The sequence below is a fragment of the Rhizobium sp. PvP014 genome, from assembly GCF_017876855.1.
GTDB classification, from domain to species: Bacteria; Pseudomonadota; Alphaproteobacteria; order Rhizobiales; family Rhizobiaceae; genus Neorhizobium; species Neorhizobium soli.
Genome location: NZ_JAGIOT010000002.1, coordinates 974,442 through 991,286, shown reverse-complemented (window position 1 = coordinate 991,286; position 16,845 = coordinate 974,442). Strand labels below are relative to the sequence as shown.

Sequence of the window (16,845 nt, the reverse complement as noted above, 5' to 3'; positions counted from 1 at the left end):
CGAATCACTACCTCTAGTTTAGCGTCTGACCAGTCGTCGTTGAAGTTAAACCAGGCTCATGGGCATGTCAGGGCGCGCCCGTAGACGCCGGGTCTGCGATTAAGGGTCATACGTCGGGTCTCGGATGGCATAAACGCGACGGGACGGTCGTCGCCTGGTAGGTGATGCGGGTTGCAGTCTTGGATTGTAATGTTGGGAGTTTGCGCCTTGCAGGAGGTGTAGCGCACCATGGATTCATGTCCCGTTCAAATTTCGTGAGGTCATGAGCATCGCGGCCGAAGACATCAATGGCCCCGACCGGGTGGCATCCGGCGTGCGAAGAACGTTCCCGAGAGAAGGGGGCTTCCCTGCGGTCGGTGGGATCCCGCTGCAATTCCTCATCGAGAATTCCAAGTATCGCCTCGGCCTCCTTTTTTCTGTTGAGAAGGCCAACGGCGGCGGCGGAGGGGGATGCCGCGGCGCGCCCTCAGGCCGATGACCGCGACGCGAGCCCGGAGGATCGGGGAGGGCAATACAACATTGGTGTCCTGGAAGAGCGCCTTGCGGAAGCTGCAAGAGATAACGACTGGGAAGAATTGATTGAAGCTTCTCGGCTGTATCTCCATGATGCGTTGAAGCCCCTAAGCCGCCCGGCTTGGTGTCGGGAGCCCAATTAAAGCGGATCAATCCGATCAATCGTCTCCGGGAGATTATTTTATCGGACGAGACACACGCTATTCACATGCGGGGAGTGTGACAGTCTACCTTTTTTGCAGTTATATCCAAAGATCAGATAAGATAGATTATGGAACTACAGGATATGTCTTGAAGTGAAGGACCTTGGCCTTCTCCCTTAGAGCTGCAGATCATCCGCCGTCACATCGACTTCGAACGCCAAGCCGTCATAGGCCGGTTCGACATGGCCCGGCGTTTCAGCCATGACGCGATCGTAGTCCAGTGGGATATGCATGTGGGTCAGCAGCGCGCGCTTTGGCGCCAGATGGCTGATCCAGTCGAGTGCCTGCTCAAGTGACAGATGGCTCGGATGCGTACGGTACTGGAGCGCGTCGATGATGAGCGTATCCAGTCCTGTGAGCTTCGGCACTGTTTCCGGCGGAAAGTCGCTGACATCGCTGCAGTACGCCACGTTGCCGATCCGGAAGCCCAGAGACTGGATATCGCCGTGGACCTGCCTGTGCGGCTGGAACTGGATGGGGCCGCCCGGACCGTCTAGGACGATCGGTGCATCCATCGTCTCGATCAGCACCGGCTTGACGATCGGCGGATAGCTGCCGCCGGCCGGTGTTTCCAGGCAATAGCCGAAGCCCTGGCGGATGCGGTCCATCGTCGACGGATCGGCATGGATCGGAATGCGGTGCTTCTGGATGATGAAATAGCCGCGTAGATCGTCGATGCCGTGCAGATGATCGGCGTGTGGATGGGTGTACAGAACGGCATCGATGCGCTGGACGCTTGCGGCGATCATCTGCTCGCGAAAGTCCGGGCCGGTATCGATCACGACAACAGTTTTGCCGCCATCCGGCGCGATCTGCTCCACCATGAACGAGGCGCGCGTGCGCCGGTTCTTCGGGTTTTCCGGGTCACAATCGCCCCAGTCGCCGTTGAGCCGCGGTACGCCCGGCGAAGACGCGCAGCCGAGAACGGTAAAGCGCCGCCGATATCCGGTGCTCGTTCCGACCCGGGCCGCCATCACCTCAAAGCCTCGGCATCTTGGAGAAGCAGCGGAACGCGTTTTCCGTCGTGATCGCAGCCATCTCTTCGTAAGTCAGGCCGTGAACATCGGCCAGCACCTCTGCGGTATTGACCACGTAGGACGGTTCGTTGCGCTTTCCGCGCCAGCGTTTTGGCGCCAGATAAGGTGCATCGGTCTCGACCAGCAGCCGGTCCGTCGGCAGCGTTTTCGCGATGGACCGGATATCTTCGGATTTCGGGAAGGTCAGGATGCCCGAGAAGGATACATAGCCACCAAGCTCGATGCCGGCACGGGCGAGGTCGGGTCCGGCCGAAAAGCAATGCAGAATGAAGGGGAAAGCCCCCTTCCCGCTTTCAGCTGTCAGGATCTCGATCATGTCGTCGTCGGCACTGCGGCTATGGATCACCAGCGGCAGCCCGGTCTCGCGTGCAGCTTCGATATGTCTGATAAAACCGGTCTTCTGGTCGGCCGGCGTTTGCGTGTCGTAGAAATAATCGAGACCCGCTTCGCCGATCGCGACGATCTTGTCATGCGAATTGGCGAGACGAATGAGGTCTTCCGCCTGGATATCCAGCTCTTCGCTGGCATTGTTGGGATGCGTGCCAACGGAGCAGAATACCGACGGATATTTGTCCGTGATGGCCAGCAGGCTGTCCAGCTTCCTGACGCGTGTCGAGATCGTCACCATCTGCCGGACACCGGCTTCGTGGGCGCGCTCGATCAGTTCGTCGCGTTCGGAGTCGAAATCCGCAAAATCCAGATGGCAATGGGTATCGATCAGCATGACTTGCCCTATGCCGCCGGCTGCGGCGCAACGTAGCGCGGAAAGACCGGGCTTGGGGCTTCCAGCACCGTGCCGGGTGTCAGGCGGCGAACTTTGCCGAGTGCTGCGAAATCACGCGATCCGGCAGGTGCAGCCACCAGATCGAGAAGCTTTGACGACGAGTCCGGCATGAACGGCTGCAGCAGGATGGCGATCTGGCGAACCACTTCGGCGGCCACGTAAAGGACCGTCTCCATCCGGGCGGGATCAGTTTTCTTCAGAACCCACGGCGCCTGGGCTGCGAAATAGCGGTCGGTTTCGGACACGACGGCGATGATTGCCGCCAGCGCGCGGTGAACGAGTTGCTTTTCCATGTCGTCGCGGCAGATCGGCAGGAGCGCATCGACGGAGGCCAGCATCTGCCGGTCTGCGTCGGTCAATTCGCCGGGTGCCGGGATCTTCGCGTCGCAATTCTTGACGATCATCGACAGCGAGCGGCTGGCAAGATTGCCGATGCCGTTTGCGAGATCGGCGTTGATGCGCGTGCCGATCGCGTCTTCGCTGCAGGTGCCGTCCTGGCCGAAGGAGATCTCCCGCAGCAGGTAATAGCGGATCGCATCGAGGCCGAAATGGCCGATCAGTTCGAACGGGTCGAGCACGTTGCCGAGCGACTTCGACATCTTCTCGCCGCCCTTTGCCAGCACGAAGCCGTGGGCATAGACGCGCTTAGGGAGCGGCAGACCTGCCGACATCAGGAAAGCGGGCCAGTAAACAGCATGGAAGCGGATAATATCCTTGCCGATGATATGCGCATCCGCCGGCCAGTATTTGGCGCGTGGACCGTTCGGGTCGTCGAGGTAGCCGGTCGCGGTCAGGTAATTCGTGAGCGCGTCGACCCAGACATACATGACATGCGCCGGATCATCGGGAACCTTGATGCCCCAGTCGAACGTGGTGCGGGATACGGAGAGATCGCGCAGGCCGGATTTCACGAAGGAGATCACTTCGTTGCGGCGCTCGGCCGGGCCGATGAAGTCCGGATGATCCTCGTAATGCTTCAGCAGCTTGTCGCCGTATTCGGACAGCTTGAAAAAGTAGCTCGACTCTTCAACCCATTCGACAGGCGTGCCCTGCGGACCATAGCGGGTGCCGTCGCGCAGCTGCGTTTCGTCTTCCGCATAGTAGGCCTCGTCGCGGACCGAATACCAGCCCGCATAGGTATCCTTGTAGATGTCGCCGGCAGCGGACATCCGGTTCCAGATGTCCTTGCTCGCCTGATGGTGGCGCGGTTCTGTCGTGCGGATGAAATCGTCGTTCGAGGCATTGAGCAGCTTGCCCATTTCCCGGAACTGTTCGGTATTGCGCTCGGCTAGCGCTTCCGGCGAAATGCCTTCGTTGCGGGCCGTCTGCTGCATCTTCTGGCCGTGCTCGTCCGTGCCCGTCAGGAAGAAGACATCCTTGCCGTCGAGGCGTTGGAAGCGCGCCATCGCATCCGTCGCGATCAGTTCGTAGGCGTGACCGATATGCGGCTTGCCGTTCGGATAGGAAATCGCTGTGGTGATATAGAAAGGTGTCTTGTTCGGCATGGGCTGTACTCGGACAGATGTTAAGTCACGCCGCTCTTAGCGCATGTTGCAGACAAGCGAAACCCAAACTTCCCGCCATGGTCCGGATCGACGATCAGGCGAGCCTGGCGCTCTCGAGAATGGACATCAGCGTCTGCTTGCGATCGAGGTTATAGGCCTGGGCGATCTTCAACTTCTCGGTCATATCGGAAACCAGCTTTGCCCTGCGGTCCGCCGTGGCGAGATCGCCTGACAATGCGGCCTCCCTCGCCCGTTTGACGAGATGGTCCGACAGATGCTCGAGAAAGAAGCCGAAGATGACGTCGCTGTCCTTGCCTGCGAGAACGTCGGCGAGCCGGTGCATTGCCTTGCGCGCGGCCGGTCCATCCGCCGAGACGGCATCGTCGAACGCCGATATGATATCGGCGCCGCCGTAATTCAGAAGTTTGAGTGCCTGCGCGACGCTACCCTTGGATTGAGTCAGCACCATTTCCTCGGTCTTGCCGCCATCGAGCGGGCTGCCTAGTACTGCAAGCGCGCTTGCAAGATCGGCATCACTGAGCGGTGACAGCCTGAGCGGCTGGCATCTGGAACGAATGGTCGGCAAGAGCCGTCCGGGGGCATGCGAGAGAACCAGGAAAAGCGCACGCCGCGGCGGCTCTTCGAGGATCTTGAGGATCGCGTTGGCTGCATTGCGGTTGAGGTCGTCGGCCGCATCGATAATGACGATGCGCCAGTTTCCGGTCCCGGATGTCTGGGAAAAGAAGTGCCCGGCTTTCCGCACTTCATCGACGGTGATGGCCGTCTTCATCTTTCCCGTCTTCTCGTCCACCGGACGAGATAGATGCAGAAGATTGTGCGAGGCGCCGGAGGCGATCTGGCGGCTGACGGCGCTGTCTGGATCCGGATCGGCAATGTGATCAGGCGCGCTTTCCGGTTCCGGATGGGAGAGGACATGATTGGCGAAACGGAATGCCAGCGTCGCCTTGCCGATCCCTTCCGGCCCCTCGATCAGGATGGCGTGATGGCCCTTGCCCGTTTTGTAGCTTGCACTGAGAAAATCCTCCGCGGCACGATGGCCGAACAGGTGCGGATTTCTGGAGGGCGAAATGGCGCCGTCCAGAATGTGCGGATCCTGGTCGCTCATTTGGATGAACCCGGGCCGCCGGCCTGATCAGCGCCGAGGCTCAAAGCCATGGGCTCGATCAGCGCTGCGATCTCCTTGGCGATGATCTCCTCGTCGCGGTCGGCATCGATGACGTGACAGCGGCCGGGATCGGCGGCGGCAATCGCGAGATAAGCCTGGCGGCGCGTTTCGTGGGTCTCGATCTCTTCCCGCTCGAAACGGTCGGGGGCTTCGTCCGGCGCGCGTTTGCGGGCACGGCCAAGGCCGATTTCTGCGGGCAGATCGAGGATCACGGTACAATCCGGTTTGACGCCGTCGATCGCGACACGCTGCAAGGCCTCGATGAGATCGGACTCCAGATTGCCGGTGGCGCCCTGGTAGACGCGGGAGGAATCGATGAAGCGGTCGCAGAGAACGATTGCGCCGCTTGCGAGCGCCGGCCGGATGACCTCCTCGACGTGGTCGTTGCGGGCCGCCGCAAACAGGATCGCTTCGAGCCTAGTCCCGAACTCCTGCGCTGCACCCGACAGCAGGACGTGGCGGACCGCTTCGGCGCCCGGCGAACCGCCCGGCTCCCGCGTCATCAGAACGTCGTATCCCCGCCTGCGCAGGAGATCGGCAAGCCTGCGGATCTGGGTGGATTTCCCCGCCCCTTCCCCGCCTTCGAATGTCACGAATAGCCCGGATTGTTGTGTCACACCTAGTTCCGTATTGCGCCTGTCGGACGGTTCATAGCCGATATCTACGCGTCACGGAACATGTCAAAGCCAGAAGAACATCAGTTCCAGAGCCGCATCGGTCGCCTTGTTGAAGAGTGTACCGCCTTCAATGGCATCCGCCGTCATCAGTGGTACTTCCCGGACCAGACGGTCTCCGGATGAGATCTGCAGAACGCCGATTTCCTGCCCTTTTGTGACGGGTGCACGGAGCGGCCAGCGGTAGACGATCCGACCCGAAAGGCGATCGGGGCTGTTGGTCGGCAGGTAGAGATCGACCGGCTCCTGCGCGACGAGATCGACGTGGCGGCTGGTGCCGCCATAGACGCTTGCCTGGCCGATCACTTCGCCTTGCGCGAAGATCACCTTGGTCTGAAACGAGGAGAGCCCCCACTCCATCACCCGGCGCGCCTCTTCCACCCGTTCCTTGTCACTGGCAAGTCCCCCCATGGCGAGGAAAAGCCGCGTTCCTTCGCGCTGTGCCGAAGCGACGAACGAGAAACCTGCGCCTTCCGCATAGCCGGCTCCAAGCCCGTCTATGCCGAGATTGAGCGCAAGCAGCGGGTTTTTGTTGCGCTGAAAGATCTTGTTCCAGGTGAAGTCCGGCTGGGCATAGAGCGGGTAGTATTGCGGATATGTCTTTTGAAGGTGCCGCGCGAGTTCCACCATGTCACGGGTGGTGGTCCGGCTTTCGGCAGACGGAAGGCCCGTGGAATTGCCGAATGCAGAGCGCGTAAGCCCCAGATCCTTGGCGCGCGCGTTCATGCGCGTCGCGAATTCGGCCTCCGAGCGAGACAGTCCTTCTGCCAGAATGATGCAGGCGTCGTTGGCATTCTGGATGATCACGCCCCGGATCAGGTCGTCGACCTTCATCTGCGATTTTAGCGCCGCAAACATGGTCGTAGTGCCGGAAGGCGCGCCACCGGTGCGCCAGGCGAACTCGGTTACGGGATAGCTGGTTTCGGGCGTGATCTCGCCGCGCTGGAGCGCGCTGAACACCACTTCCATGGTCATCAGCTTGGCGAGCGAGGCTGCCGGAAGAGACTGGTTTTCGTTTGCCGAAAGCAGCACCGTGCCGGTCTTTTCCTCGACCATATAGACCTGTCTGGCCTTGGTCGCGAAGGCTGGTGCGGCGTCCTGCGCAGACACGGTCTGTGTCGCGGAAAAGGCTGCCGTGACGCACAGGCAGGCCGAAAACAGAAAGCGTCGCATCATGCCCCCAGAAACGTTTCGACCTATGCCTACAGCATCGATCCGCGAACCGGAATCAATTTTCGGAGATAGGATGCTTTGTGGAAGACAGCGCGAACAACGCGCTGCCGATCGGGACGTCAGACGCGGCGCCTCAGGGTCGGGCCGTGCCGGGCCGCTTAGTCCTGCAGCAGGACGTTGCCGAACATGACCTGCTGCTTGTGGCCCTTAGGCGGCTCGACATAGGCAGTTTCGGAGGTCCAGGCCTGCTGTGCCCGGTTTGCGACCGGGCGGATCTGCTGTTCTGCCCGCGCCGGAGCGACTGGCTGAACGTAACGCTGCTGGCTTGCAACCTGCTGCTGAGCCGGGGCTGCGATCGCCTTCTGGGTCGGAGCCTGAACTGGTGCCGGCTTTGGCGCAACTGCCGCGACCTGTCGCTGCGGTGCTTGGGCACGAACAGTCTCAGCCGTCGAACGCTCGACCGGGCGCGGCGACGCCGCATACTGCTCGGCCTGTTGGAAGCCCCTCTTCGAGGATGCGTTGCTCTGCGCACGGCTCGGATAGGCGGCAGGCGTCGGTACGGACGAACCGAAGCTCTGCATCTGGTCACGCAATGGCTGGTTCGACGCGACCATCACGCCGCTTGAACTCTGACCGCCACCCGGATTGAAGGACGGCAGTCGATCGCCCTTGCGGATGTAGGACGCCATCAGGAATGGTGTATCCTCACCATCCATACGAGCGCGGCCGACATACTGGACATTGACCTTGGCAGTCCCCGAACGCTTCATATCGAGAAGCTCGGCCGTCTTGCTGGACACGTCGAGGATGCGGCCGGCGTGATACGGGCCGCGGTCGTTGACGCGCACGATGACCGACGAGCCGTTTTCGACATTGGTGACGCGGGCATAGCTCGGCAGCGGAAACGTCGGATGGGCTGCCGTGAGGCTGGCCGAATCATAGACCTCGCCATTGGCGGTATAACGGCCGTGGAAGGCCGAACCATACCAGGATGCGAGACCACTCTTGTTATACTGCGGATCTTCCTTGGGAACGTAGGTCTTGCCCCTCACCTGGTAAGGCTGGCCGACCATAAAGCGACCGCCGCCCTTCGGCACCGGCTGTCCGTCCTTGACGACGCGCGGACTGGCTTTGACGCCATACTCCTTCTCGGAGAAGTATTCCTTGCTGCGCACCTGCTTCTGCGCAGGTTCAGGCGTCGGCTTTGTCGTGGCACAGGATGCCATCGCCGCGAAAACCACCGTCATGCCAAGCCACTTCGCACTTAGCGAAACAATACCGCCACTCAAACGCAAAACCTGTCCGCCCCATAATTTCTTGCCACAACGAGCGCTTGAGCCTCGAAGATCGATTCGTCGTTCCGATCAATGAACCAAGCGAGACCCGTTCGGCCCCGTCTTTGATGGATGCCTAGATTTGCTTTTTTCGTGGCTAAAATGCGAACGAAAACTGTTGAGTAATTAAAATTGTATCCAGTATGGTTAACGGATACTTAAAGTAATATTCTATTAATACTTTGATTGCCGCCTTCCCCGCCAAAGACTAGGGTACCAGTGCAGCAATCGAAGCGCATCTCCAGTTGACGACAGCAGTTCTGCGATTATAAAGCCTGACAGCGAGGAAGAGTGTCCGAGTGGTTTAAGGAACCGGTCTTGAAAACCGGCGTGCGGGAGACCGTACCGTGGGTTCGAATCCCACCTCTTCCGCCATCAGCCGATCGCACCGAAAAGAGTGGCAGCGTTCCATACACATCACGTCAGTAATGCTTTCGGGCTTTTTGCCCTTGAAAAAAGCGTACCGCTCGCCATTTCGCAACTTCCTGTTTTAACCATGCGTGAAATGATGTCCGATAGCACAGCCTATACCGAATCCGCGAAAATCCTCCTGCTGGAGGATGATCTCCTTCTTGCCATGGACATGGAGGATTACCTCCTCGACCGTGGACACGAAGTCGTCGGACCGTTTGGACGTCTGGTCGATGCGCTCGATGCCATCCCTCGCAACGAGCTTGCCGGCGCGGTGGTCGATCTCAACCTGCACGGCGAGTTGTCCTTTCCGGTGATCGAGGAACTGCAGGCACGTTCTGTCCCCATCATCGTCTGCACCGGTTACGCCGAGCTGCCGGAAGTCAAGACGAGGCTGAAGGGATTGCCGCTGCTTCCCAAGCCCTGGACGGCCCACAAGCTTTCCTCGCTGATGGAAGAGACATTCGGGGCCACTCAGGAACCACGTGACGCGCCTTCGTCGAAGATCCGGAACTAGGCGCTCGGGCGCTCATCAAAGTTCGTTCTGACACAGTTTCGACGCGGCGCCTAAAGGGGCAGCCGCGCCGGAGTTCCGAACTTCAGTCGAATGACGGTATCGGGAAGGTGATCCGGCAAACGAGGCCTGTCTCTGCATAGTCTATTTCGACGTTCCCTCGGAGTTCATACTGGATGCTTCGCTCCACCAGCGTCGTACCAAAACCCTGTTGCTCGGGTGGCGTGACGGTCGGGCCGCCAATCTCCTGCCAGGTGAGCGTAATGGTTGCCTTTCCCTCCTTCACGGCGTCGCGCACCCAGCTGATCGCGATATGACCGCCATCCTGTGACAGTCCGCCGTATTTCACCGCATTGGTCGTCAGTTCGTTGAAGACCAGGCTGAGCGCCAGCGCGGACTTCGGGTCGAGATGAACGGTCGGACCGGGATCGATCACGAACCGGTTGCCGCGGCCCTCCATATACGGTGCCAGGGTTCGACGTACGACGTCGGCAAGCTCCGCCTTGCTCCAGTTCGTTTCGAACAGGAGCGCATGTGCGTCAGCCATCGCCCGAAGCCTGCCAAGCAGGTTCGACGCGTAGTCATCGACCGTGTGACTGCTCTTTGCCGTCCGGCGTACGAGCGACATGACCATGGCCATGGTATTTTTCACCCGATGGCTGAGTTCGCGGACGAGCAGTTCCTTCTGGTTCTGCGCGCGCCGGTGCTCGGCTTTCTCGTGAGCCTCCGCCAGTGCCCGCTCGACGGCAGCGGGCAAGCGTATCAACCGTTGCTTCAGAACGTAGTCCGTCGCGCCACGCCGAAACGATTCGATCGCGGCCTCCTCCCCGAGGATACCGGAGACAAAGATGAATGGTATCTCCGGCACCTCGCGGCTTGCCATGTCCAGCGCCGCCATACCGTCGAAATCGGGCAGCGAAAAATCCGAAAGGATGAGGTCGAAATCGCGCGCTTCCAGCGCTTTCACAAATTCACCGCGGTTGCTGACGAGACGGATCTCCGGCTTTTTCGTCAGCAGTTCAAGCTGCTCGCGGATCAATTCGGCATCGAGCGGGCTGTCCTCCAGCATGAGTAGGCGTGGATTGTGCTGCACTCTGTTAGCCTCCGTCTTTGGCGCGGTATCCAGGAGGTGGTTCATTCAAGAGAGCCCAAAATACCCCGAGATCCTGAATGGCCTTGAAGAACTGCTTGAACTCGACAGGCTTCACGACGAAGGCGTTGACGCCGAGCTCGTAGCTTCGCACCAGATCCTGCTCTTCCCTCGACGACGTCAGCATGACGATCGGAATGTGGTGCAGTCTCTCGTCTTTCTTGACACGCTCGAGGACTTCGAGACCATCGATCTTGGGAAGTTTCAGATCAAGCAGCACGACGGTCGGATCGCCGGACGGGCGACCTTCATGAATCCCGGTTCCGAAGAGATAATCGATCGCCTCGGCGCCATCGCGAGCAACGACAATCTCGTTGGCAAGCTGGCACTTTTCCAACGCGGCGAGCGTCAGTTCCAGGTCGCGTGGGCTGTCTTCGACAAGCAGTATCGGGCGTAGTTCAGGCATGGGCGCGGCCTTTCTTCTCAGGGCCTGGCAGGGCAAAGACAAAGGTTGCGCCCTTGTCCACTTCCCCATGGGCGGTAATGCTTCCGTTATGGCGCTCGACGATCCTGCGCACAAGAGCAAGGCCGATACCGGTCCCCTCGAAGTCTTCGGCGCGCTGGAGCCGCTGGAAGACCCCGAACAGTTTGCCGACATAAGCCATGTCGAACCCGACGCCGTTGTCGCTGACGCTGTAGGTGTTCACATCGCCTTTGACGGAGCCCCGGACGCGGATTTCTGCGGGGTTGCGGTGCCTGCTGTACTTTACCGCGTTTTCGATGATGTTGAACCAGACCTGCCGCAACAGCGTGGCATCGCCCCAGGCGGTCGGCAACGGCTCGATCGACCACGAGATGGCTCGGTCGTCCTGGTTCAGAATCACGCTCTTCACAACCTCGGCGACAAGCTTGTTCATGTCGACATGCTTATGGGTGATCGAGGCACGCCCCAGCTGCGAAAAATTGAGCAGGCCATCCACGAGCCTGCCCGCTGCCAGTGCCGAATCGGAGATGGTCCGAAGGTAGTGGCGCGATTTTTCATCGAGACTGTTTTCCCGGTCTGTCAGCAACTGAGCGAAGCCGACGATGTGCCGGAACGGCGCCCTCAGATCGTGCGACACCGAATAGGAGAAAGCTTCAAGCTCCTTGTTGGAGCGCTGCAGTTCGCTGGTGAGTTCACCCAGCTCTTCGGCCTTTCGCAAGACGATCCCGACGATCGCGTTGCGAAGGTCGCGTGCAGCAGAAAGTTCTGCTTCGCTCCAGGCCTGAGAATGGAGCCGGACATTTTCGCTCCAGGCCTGAAAGGATTTCCGCGGATGGATACGTCCTTTTTCCTGGACAATCTTATGCGGGTCTCCAGCCCACTGGACCGTGCGGATCACCTCGGGCCGGAACCAGATCAGCCAGTTCTCGTAAAGCTCGGACAAACGAATGGCGATGATGCCGCTTGTCTCGCCGGCAAACGCTTCAGCCGATGGAAAGTCCGCAGCAAGCGATGTGGTGGCGAAGATGTCGTCGTCCGCTCTGCCGGAAAGCCAGCCGACGATGGAGCGAACTTCGTCGTCCGTCGGGGTGATCCCCACCTTGTGGCACTCTCCCTGTGCAATAATGGCGGCTCCCGAGGCCCCAACCTGCGCGACCAGATCCTTCGGCAAGGTCTCCAATCCCTCGCTCCAGGACGAGGCAGATGTCATTGCCCGCAGAAGATCACCGGAGATGCGCGCCAGCTCGACGCGGCGGGTGGCGTCCTGGGAGTGAACTTGCGCTGCGATCCGCATGGCGAGCGACTGGACGACAAAGTCGCAGGCATCGCGCACCCTGACCGGAACCATGTGAGGCTCGGCGCTATGGCAAGCGACAAGCCCCCAAAGGCGTCCGTCGATAATGATCGACATGGACATGGATGCGGCCGTGCCCATGTTGTGCATGTATTCGAGATGCACCGGCGAAACGCTGCGCAGCTGCGAGAAGCTCAGATCAAGCGGACTGCCTGTGGTCCCGATCTCGCGACCAGCGTCTATCGGCACAGGTTCATAGGATGCGTCGGGAATGACCCGCAAGCGATTGGCGGCGTAGAGCGCACGTGCCTGTGCCGGTATGTCGCCCGCCGGGAAACGCAGGTCGAGATACGATGGCAACCTGCCATTGCCTGCTTCCGCGACAACGTGTCCGTTCCAGTCGTCGTCGAACTTGTAGACGAGGACGCGATCGAACCCTGTCAGGTCGTGAACAAAGCGAGCGGCCGCCGCAAGCGAACCCGCCACATCCGCCTGCGTCGACAGAACCTGCGCAAAACCGCGCAAGCGCGCAAACAGGCTGCCGAGTGTCTGCGTTCCCGAACGTTCGACTTCCAGGATGACAAGTCCACCAGATCGATGCGCCGTCAGTGTTGCATCGGAGATATCTGTCTGGAAAACGGCTTCGCTCGACTCATGCCAATTTCTAATGTCGTCATTCAGTGGATCAAGGATCGCCGGCGCCGGACCGCCGAGGCGCAGATCGGCACCAAAAAACGCGCCGGCATTGCGGCTTGCCTGCAGGACCGTGAGATCAGTCGGCCGCAGAACGATCAGCGCACCATGCGGCTGGATCGCACCCGGTATATGGATCGGCTCCTGCGCGCAGGATTCCAGGTTGATTTCCGATCGATCCAAAATGCTTTTTCTCCCTCATCTCCGCCCGCATTCCACTGCGGTTCAGAGCCAAACAGGCTTCTAAATTAGTCCTGTCGTTTCACAAGCCAAAATACAAACTGGACGATTCATGTAAACCGAGCCGCTACCCATCGGCTCGGAATCGAGGGAACTTCGCCGTCCCAACTTCATTATTCGCTGACAAACACGAGCAAGATTCGGATGAATGCCAATGGTCCTCAAACAGTGATTGCTCACCTTTACGATTGTCGGCGCCGCGTCTCTTCGCGCCAGAAGAACTCCAGTTCCACGCAAGCGCGATTATCTAGCCTGCCCTTGTCGGAATCAATCGCGACAGTTAGGGGACAATGAATGTCTAAAGAAACCGAACACACGAGCCAGCCATCCGAACAGGCCATTGGCCTTTTCCTGCAGGACGGCGATGGCGACAGCCTTACCGACGTGCTCGTCGAAGCGCTTTACGAAGCATTTCGCATCATGGACGACGACGTCTCCACCGAAACCTACCACTAACGCGCTAAAACGTACACTGGCGGCGAATGAGCGGACGCGACGCCGGGCCTGAGACGGCTCGCCCGTGGAGATGCTGAGCAGCGTTCGGCGAAACGGGTCGTTTCGATCAATAGCGGGGATAGAGTGCCCACCGGGCCCGGCTGTCGTGACTGTCGTCGTCATATAATCCCTGCCATTACCTTCACGAAATAGTCAGTGGGGCGGACAATGGTGGTGCCTGCGCGCTTTTGCGCGTCAACGCCTTCATTTCCGTTGCAGATTGTTCTAGAGACATTCGCTCAAACCGCCGGAAAGGCGGCACTACGACTGATAGGTAATATCGCCGATGCTCAATTCGCTCAGAAACGCAGCCCGCTCCTGGGTCGCAAAACTCCTGCTCCTGGTTCTTGCCGCATCCTTCGGCATCTGGGGCATTTCGCACTCCCTGATCGGATCGAACAGCAATACCGTCCTGACGGTGGGCGATCAGCAAATCTCGTCTGAAGAGTTCAGGCTGGCCTATCAGCGACAGGTCGCTAATATCGGTCGTCAGTTCGGCGCACCGCTGACCGCGGAACAGGCACGTGCATTCGGCGTCGAGAACGAGGTGTTCGCACAGCTCGCCGCAGGCGCTGCACTCGATCAGCTTTCCGACGACATGAATCTCGGTCTTTCAGAAGACAAGCTCGGTATCCTGATCAGCGAAGACCCTGCATTCCAGGGCGTCAACGGTCAGTTCGACCGTGCCTTGTTCACATCCCGCCTGCGCAATGCCGGCCTTCGCGAGGACGATTACATCAAGGAGCGCAGCAAGGTTGCTGTCCGCAGCCAGATCGTCGAATCGGTGTCCGACGGGTTCAAACCGCCGCAGGTTCTGATCGATGCATTGAAGCAGTATCGGGACGAAAGCCGCACGGTCGAATATCTGCTTTTGTCGAACGCCAATATCGATCCCGTAAAAGCACCGACGGATGATATTCTGGCGCAATGGTTCGAAGGTGCGAAGAGCCGCTATCGTGCCCCGGAATACCGCACGTTTGCCTATGTGAAGCTGCAGCCATCCGACATCGCGGATGCGTCTTCGATCACCGACGAGCAGGCGCGGGCCGAATACGACAAGCGGATCGCCAGCTTCAAGACGAGCGAGACGCGCACCATCGAGCAGCTGCCCTTCCCCAACATGGAAATGGCAGAAGCTGCGGCGACGCAGTTGCGCGCCGGAACGACGACGTTCGACCAGGTCATGGCGGACCAGGGCAAAACCGCAGCCGACGTTCGCCTCGGCGACTTTACCCGCGACGCTGTTCCGGATGAGGCAATTGCAGAAGCGGCCTTCAAGCTTGGCGCGAATGGCGGCATCACGCCAGCCGTTCAAGGTACATTCGGTCCCGTCATTTTGCGGGTCTCCAACGTTCGCCCGGAAACCACCCGCGCCTTCGACGAGGTCAAGGGCGAGTTGCGCCAGCAGATGGCGGTCGCGGCCGCCTCGCAGGAACTCAACACGGCACATGACCGCTTCGAGGAGTTGCGCAGCAACGGGACGACGCTTGAAGACGCAGCAAAGGATCTGAACCTCAAGCTCGTCACGGTCACGGCCAATGCATCCGGTCTTGATCCGCAGGACAAGCGCATTGCGGATCTCCCGAGTGGCACCACGCTTTTGACCGACGTCTTCCGCACCGATCCCGGCGCCGATACGCTGCCGCTGACGGTTGGCACGGACGGCTTCGTCTGGTTCGAGGTCCGCAATGTCACGCCGGAACGGGAACGTCCGCTTAGCGAAGTCCGCGACCGGGCCGTTGCCGACTGGACGGCTGATCAGCAGCGTCAGGCGCTTTCGGCACGCACGGCCGACCTCAAGGGTCGCCTCGACAAGGGCGAGACGCTGGCAGTGATCGCTGAGGATCTCGGCGTCGCCATCGAAACGAAGTCCGGCCTGCGCCGCAACGGCGAGGACGCCATCTTCGGCAACGAGGCGATTGCGGCAGCCTTTGCAGGTCCGGCCGGTGTGACTGGAACAGCGCTCGGATCGGACGGCGAGAGCCGCCTTCTTCTGAAGGTGACGGCGGTCGATCAGGCCACGAGCGATGCGCTTGCCGGCGACGAGCAACTCCAGCGCATGGCCGATTCTGCCGGCGATGACATGCTCGATCAGATGGTCAACAGCCTCAAGAACACCTACGGTGTTTCGATCAACCAGGCCGCCGTCAATCAGTCGGCTGCGCCCGCGCAATACTAAGCGACTTGAGAGCCAAAGAATGCCTGAGCTGAAACCCTTCATTGCCAAAGTTGCTGCCGGGGAGAGCCTCACGCTGGATGAGGCGCGTCAGGCGTTCGACATTCTGATGTCCGGCGAGGCGACGCCCTCGCAGATAGGCGGGTTTCTGATTGCGCTGCGCGTACGAGGAGAAACGGTGGCGGAAATTTCCGGCGCCGTAACGACCATGCGCGAGAAAATGCTGCGGGTCGACGCACCAGCCGATGCCGTTGATATCGTCGGTACCGGTGGCGATGGTGCCGGCACCTACAACATCTCGACACTGGCATCGATCATCGTGGCTGGTACGGGCGTTCCCGTCGCCAAGCATGGCAACCGGGCGTTGAGTTCCAAATCGGGGACGGCGGACGCTCTGTCGGCTCTCGGCGTCAACCTGGAAATCGGTCCGGACCGCATTGCCCGTTGTATCCGCGAGGCCGGGATCGGTTTCATGTTTGCGTCTATGCACCATGCGGCGATGCGCCATGTGGGGCCTAGCCGCGTCGAACTGGGCACGCGGACGATCTTCAACATTCTGGGTCCTCTCTCGAACCCTGCAGGCGCCAAGCGTCAGTTGCTCGGCGTTTTCGATCCGAAATGGCTGCAGCCGATCGCAGAGGTGCTGCGCGGTCTCGGCTCCGAGACTGTCTGGGTCGTGCATGGCCAGGGTCTGGACGAGATCACCACGACAGGCGTGACGCAGGTCTGCGCTCTGGAGGGCGGCAGTATCCGCTCCTTTGAACTGACCCCAGCCGATTTTGGCGTGCCGCAGGCAACGCTTGCCGACCTCAAGGGTGGTGACGGCATCCACAATGCGAAGGCGTTGCGTGCGGTTCTCGGCGGGGCGAAGAATGCATACCGTGACATTTCACTCTGCAACGCGGCGGCAGCGCTTGTCGTCGCCGGAAAGGCCGAAACGCTGAAGGATGGCATGACGATCGCCACGAACGCGCTCGAAAGCGGCAATGCCGCTGCAGCGCTTGACCGGCTTGTGGCCGTATCGAACGAGAAGGATTGA

General features: G+C 60.1%; 14 protein-coding genes and 1 tRNA gene. 5 read left to right on the top strand and 10 right to left on the bottom strand.

Going from position 1 to position 16,845, the window contains the following annotated elements; translation table 11 throughout:
• Positions 1-832: 832 nt before the first annotated feature.
• From J3A65_RS09505 to J3A65_RS09475, 7 genes are all read right to left on the bottom strand, one after another.
• Entirely contained in the window at positions 833-1,690 is an 858-nt protein-coding gene (locus tag J3A65_RS09505) for an MBL fold metallo-hydrolase (RefSeq protein ID WP_209900876.1), read from the bottom strand.
• A gap of 4 nt (positions 1,691-1,694) precedes the next feature.
• Complete coding sequence (locus tag J3A65_RS09500; RefSeq protein ID WP_209900875.1) at positions 1,695-2,477, bottom strand: TatD family hydrolase; 783 nt, start codon at positions 2,475-2,477, stop codon at positions 1,695-1,697.
• An 8-nt stretch (positions 2,478-2,485) separates the two neighbouring features.
• A complete protein-coding gene (gene metG, locus J3A65_RS09495) occupies positions 2,486-4,042 on the bottom strand; it encodes a methionine--tRNA ligase (protein WP_209900873.1) in 1,557 nt (518 codons plus the stop codon).
• Between the two features lie 94 nt (positions 4,043-4,136).
• Complete coding sequence (locus J3A65_RS09490) at positions 4,137-5,168, bottom strand: DNA polymerase III subunit delta' (RefSeq protein ID WP_209900871.1); 1,032 nt, start codon at positions 5,166-5,168, stop codon at positions 4,137-4,139.
• The gene (gene tmk / locus J3A65_RS09485; RefSeq protein ID WP_209900869.1) at positions 5,165-5,845 is read right to left on the bottom strand and encodes a dTMP kinase; all 681 of its coding nucleotides are present in this window, start codon (positions 5,843-5,845) and stop codon (positions 5,165-5,167) included. The genes J3A65_RS09490 and tmk overlap by 4 nt, the downstream gene beginning before the upstream one ends.
• 63 nt (positions 5,846-5,908) lie before the next feature.
• On the bottom strand, positions 5,909-7,078 hold the full coding sequence (locus J3A65_RS09480; protein WP_245341505.1) for a D-alanyl-D-alanine carboxypeptidase family protein: 1,170 nt from the start codon (positions 7,076-7,078) through the stop codon (positions 5,909-5,911).
• Between the two features lie 155 nt (positions 7,079-7,233).
• Positions 7,234-8,322 carry a septal ring lytic transglycosylase RlpA family protein gene (locus J3A65_RS09475; RefSeq protein ID WP_062456898.1) on the bottom strand — a complete coding sequence of 363 codons (1,089 nt, stop codon included), beginning with the start codon at positions 8,320-8,322 and terminating at the stop codon, positions 7,234-7,236.
• A 372-nt stretch (positions 8,323-8,694) separates the two neighbouring features.
• On the opposite strand from J3A65_RS09475, the gene J3A65_RS09470 reads away from it, so the two are divergent.
• Together J3A65_RS09470 and J3A65_RS09465 are read left to right on the top strand one after the other, a co-directional pair.
• Positions 8,695-8,784, top strand: a tRNA-Ser gene (locus tag J3A65_RS09470).
• Positions 8,785-8,905: 121 nt separating this feature from the next.
• Positions 8,906-9,337, top strand: a complete 432-nt coding sequence (locus tag J3A65_RS09465; protein ID WP_209900868.1) for a response regulator — start codon at positions 8,906-8,908, stop codon at positions 9,335-9,337.
• An 82-nt stretch (positions 9,338-9,419) separates the two neighbouring features.
• Here J3A65_RS09465 and J3A65_RS09460 read toward each other — a convergent pair whose 3' ends face one another.
• The 3 genes from J3A65_RS09460 to J3A65_RS09450 are packed head-to-tail and all read right to left on the bottom strand — an operon-like array spanning position 9,420 to position 13,078.
• The gene (locus J3A65_RS09460) at positions 9,420-10,427 is read right to left on the bottom strand and encodes an HWE histidine kinase domain-containing protein (RefSeq protein WP_342366078.1); all 1,008 of its coding nucleotides are present in this window, start codon (positions 10,425-10,427) and stop codon (positions 9,420-9,422) included.
• A 4-nt stretch (positions 10,428-10,431) separates the two neighbouring features.
• The gene (locus J3A65_RS09455) at positions 10,432-10,890 is read right to left on the bottom strand and encodes a response regulator (RefSeq protein ID WP_062456905.1); all 459 of its coding nucleotides are present in this window, start codon (positions 10,888-10,890) and stop codon (positions 10,432-10,434) included.
• Positions 10,883-13,078: an ATP-binding protein gene (locus tag J3A65_RS09450; protein WP_209900866.1), complete on the bottom strand. Its 2,196-nt coding sequence runs from the start codon at positions 13,076-13,078 to the stop codon at positions 10,883-10,885. Before J3A65_RS09450 ends, J3A65_RS09455 begins: the two co-directional genes overlap by 8 nt.
• 351 nt (positions 13,079-13,429) lie before the next feature.
• Between J3A65_RS09450 and J3A65_RS09445 the strand changes: the two genes are divergently transcribed.
• From J3A65_RS09445 to trpD, 3 genes are all read left to right on the top strand, one after another.
• On the top strand, positions 13,430-13,591 hold the full coding sequence (locus J3A65_RS09445) for a hypothetical protein (protein WP_092662350.1): 162 nt from the start codon (positions 13,430-13,432) through the stop codon (positions 13,589-13,591).
• Between the two features lie 325 nt (positions 13,592-13,916).
• Entirely contained in the window at positions 13,917-15,809 is a 1,893-nt protein-coding gene (locus J3A65_RS09440; RefSeq protein WP_209900864.1) for a peptidylprolyl isomerase, read from the top strand.
• Between the two features lie 19 nt (positions 15,810-15,828).
• Positions 15,829-16,845, top strand: coding sequence for an anthranilate phosphoribosyltransferase (gene trpD, locus J3A65_RS09435; RefSeq protein WP_062456914.1), 1,017 nt, complete (start codon positions 15,829-15,831; stop codon positions 16,843-16,845).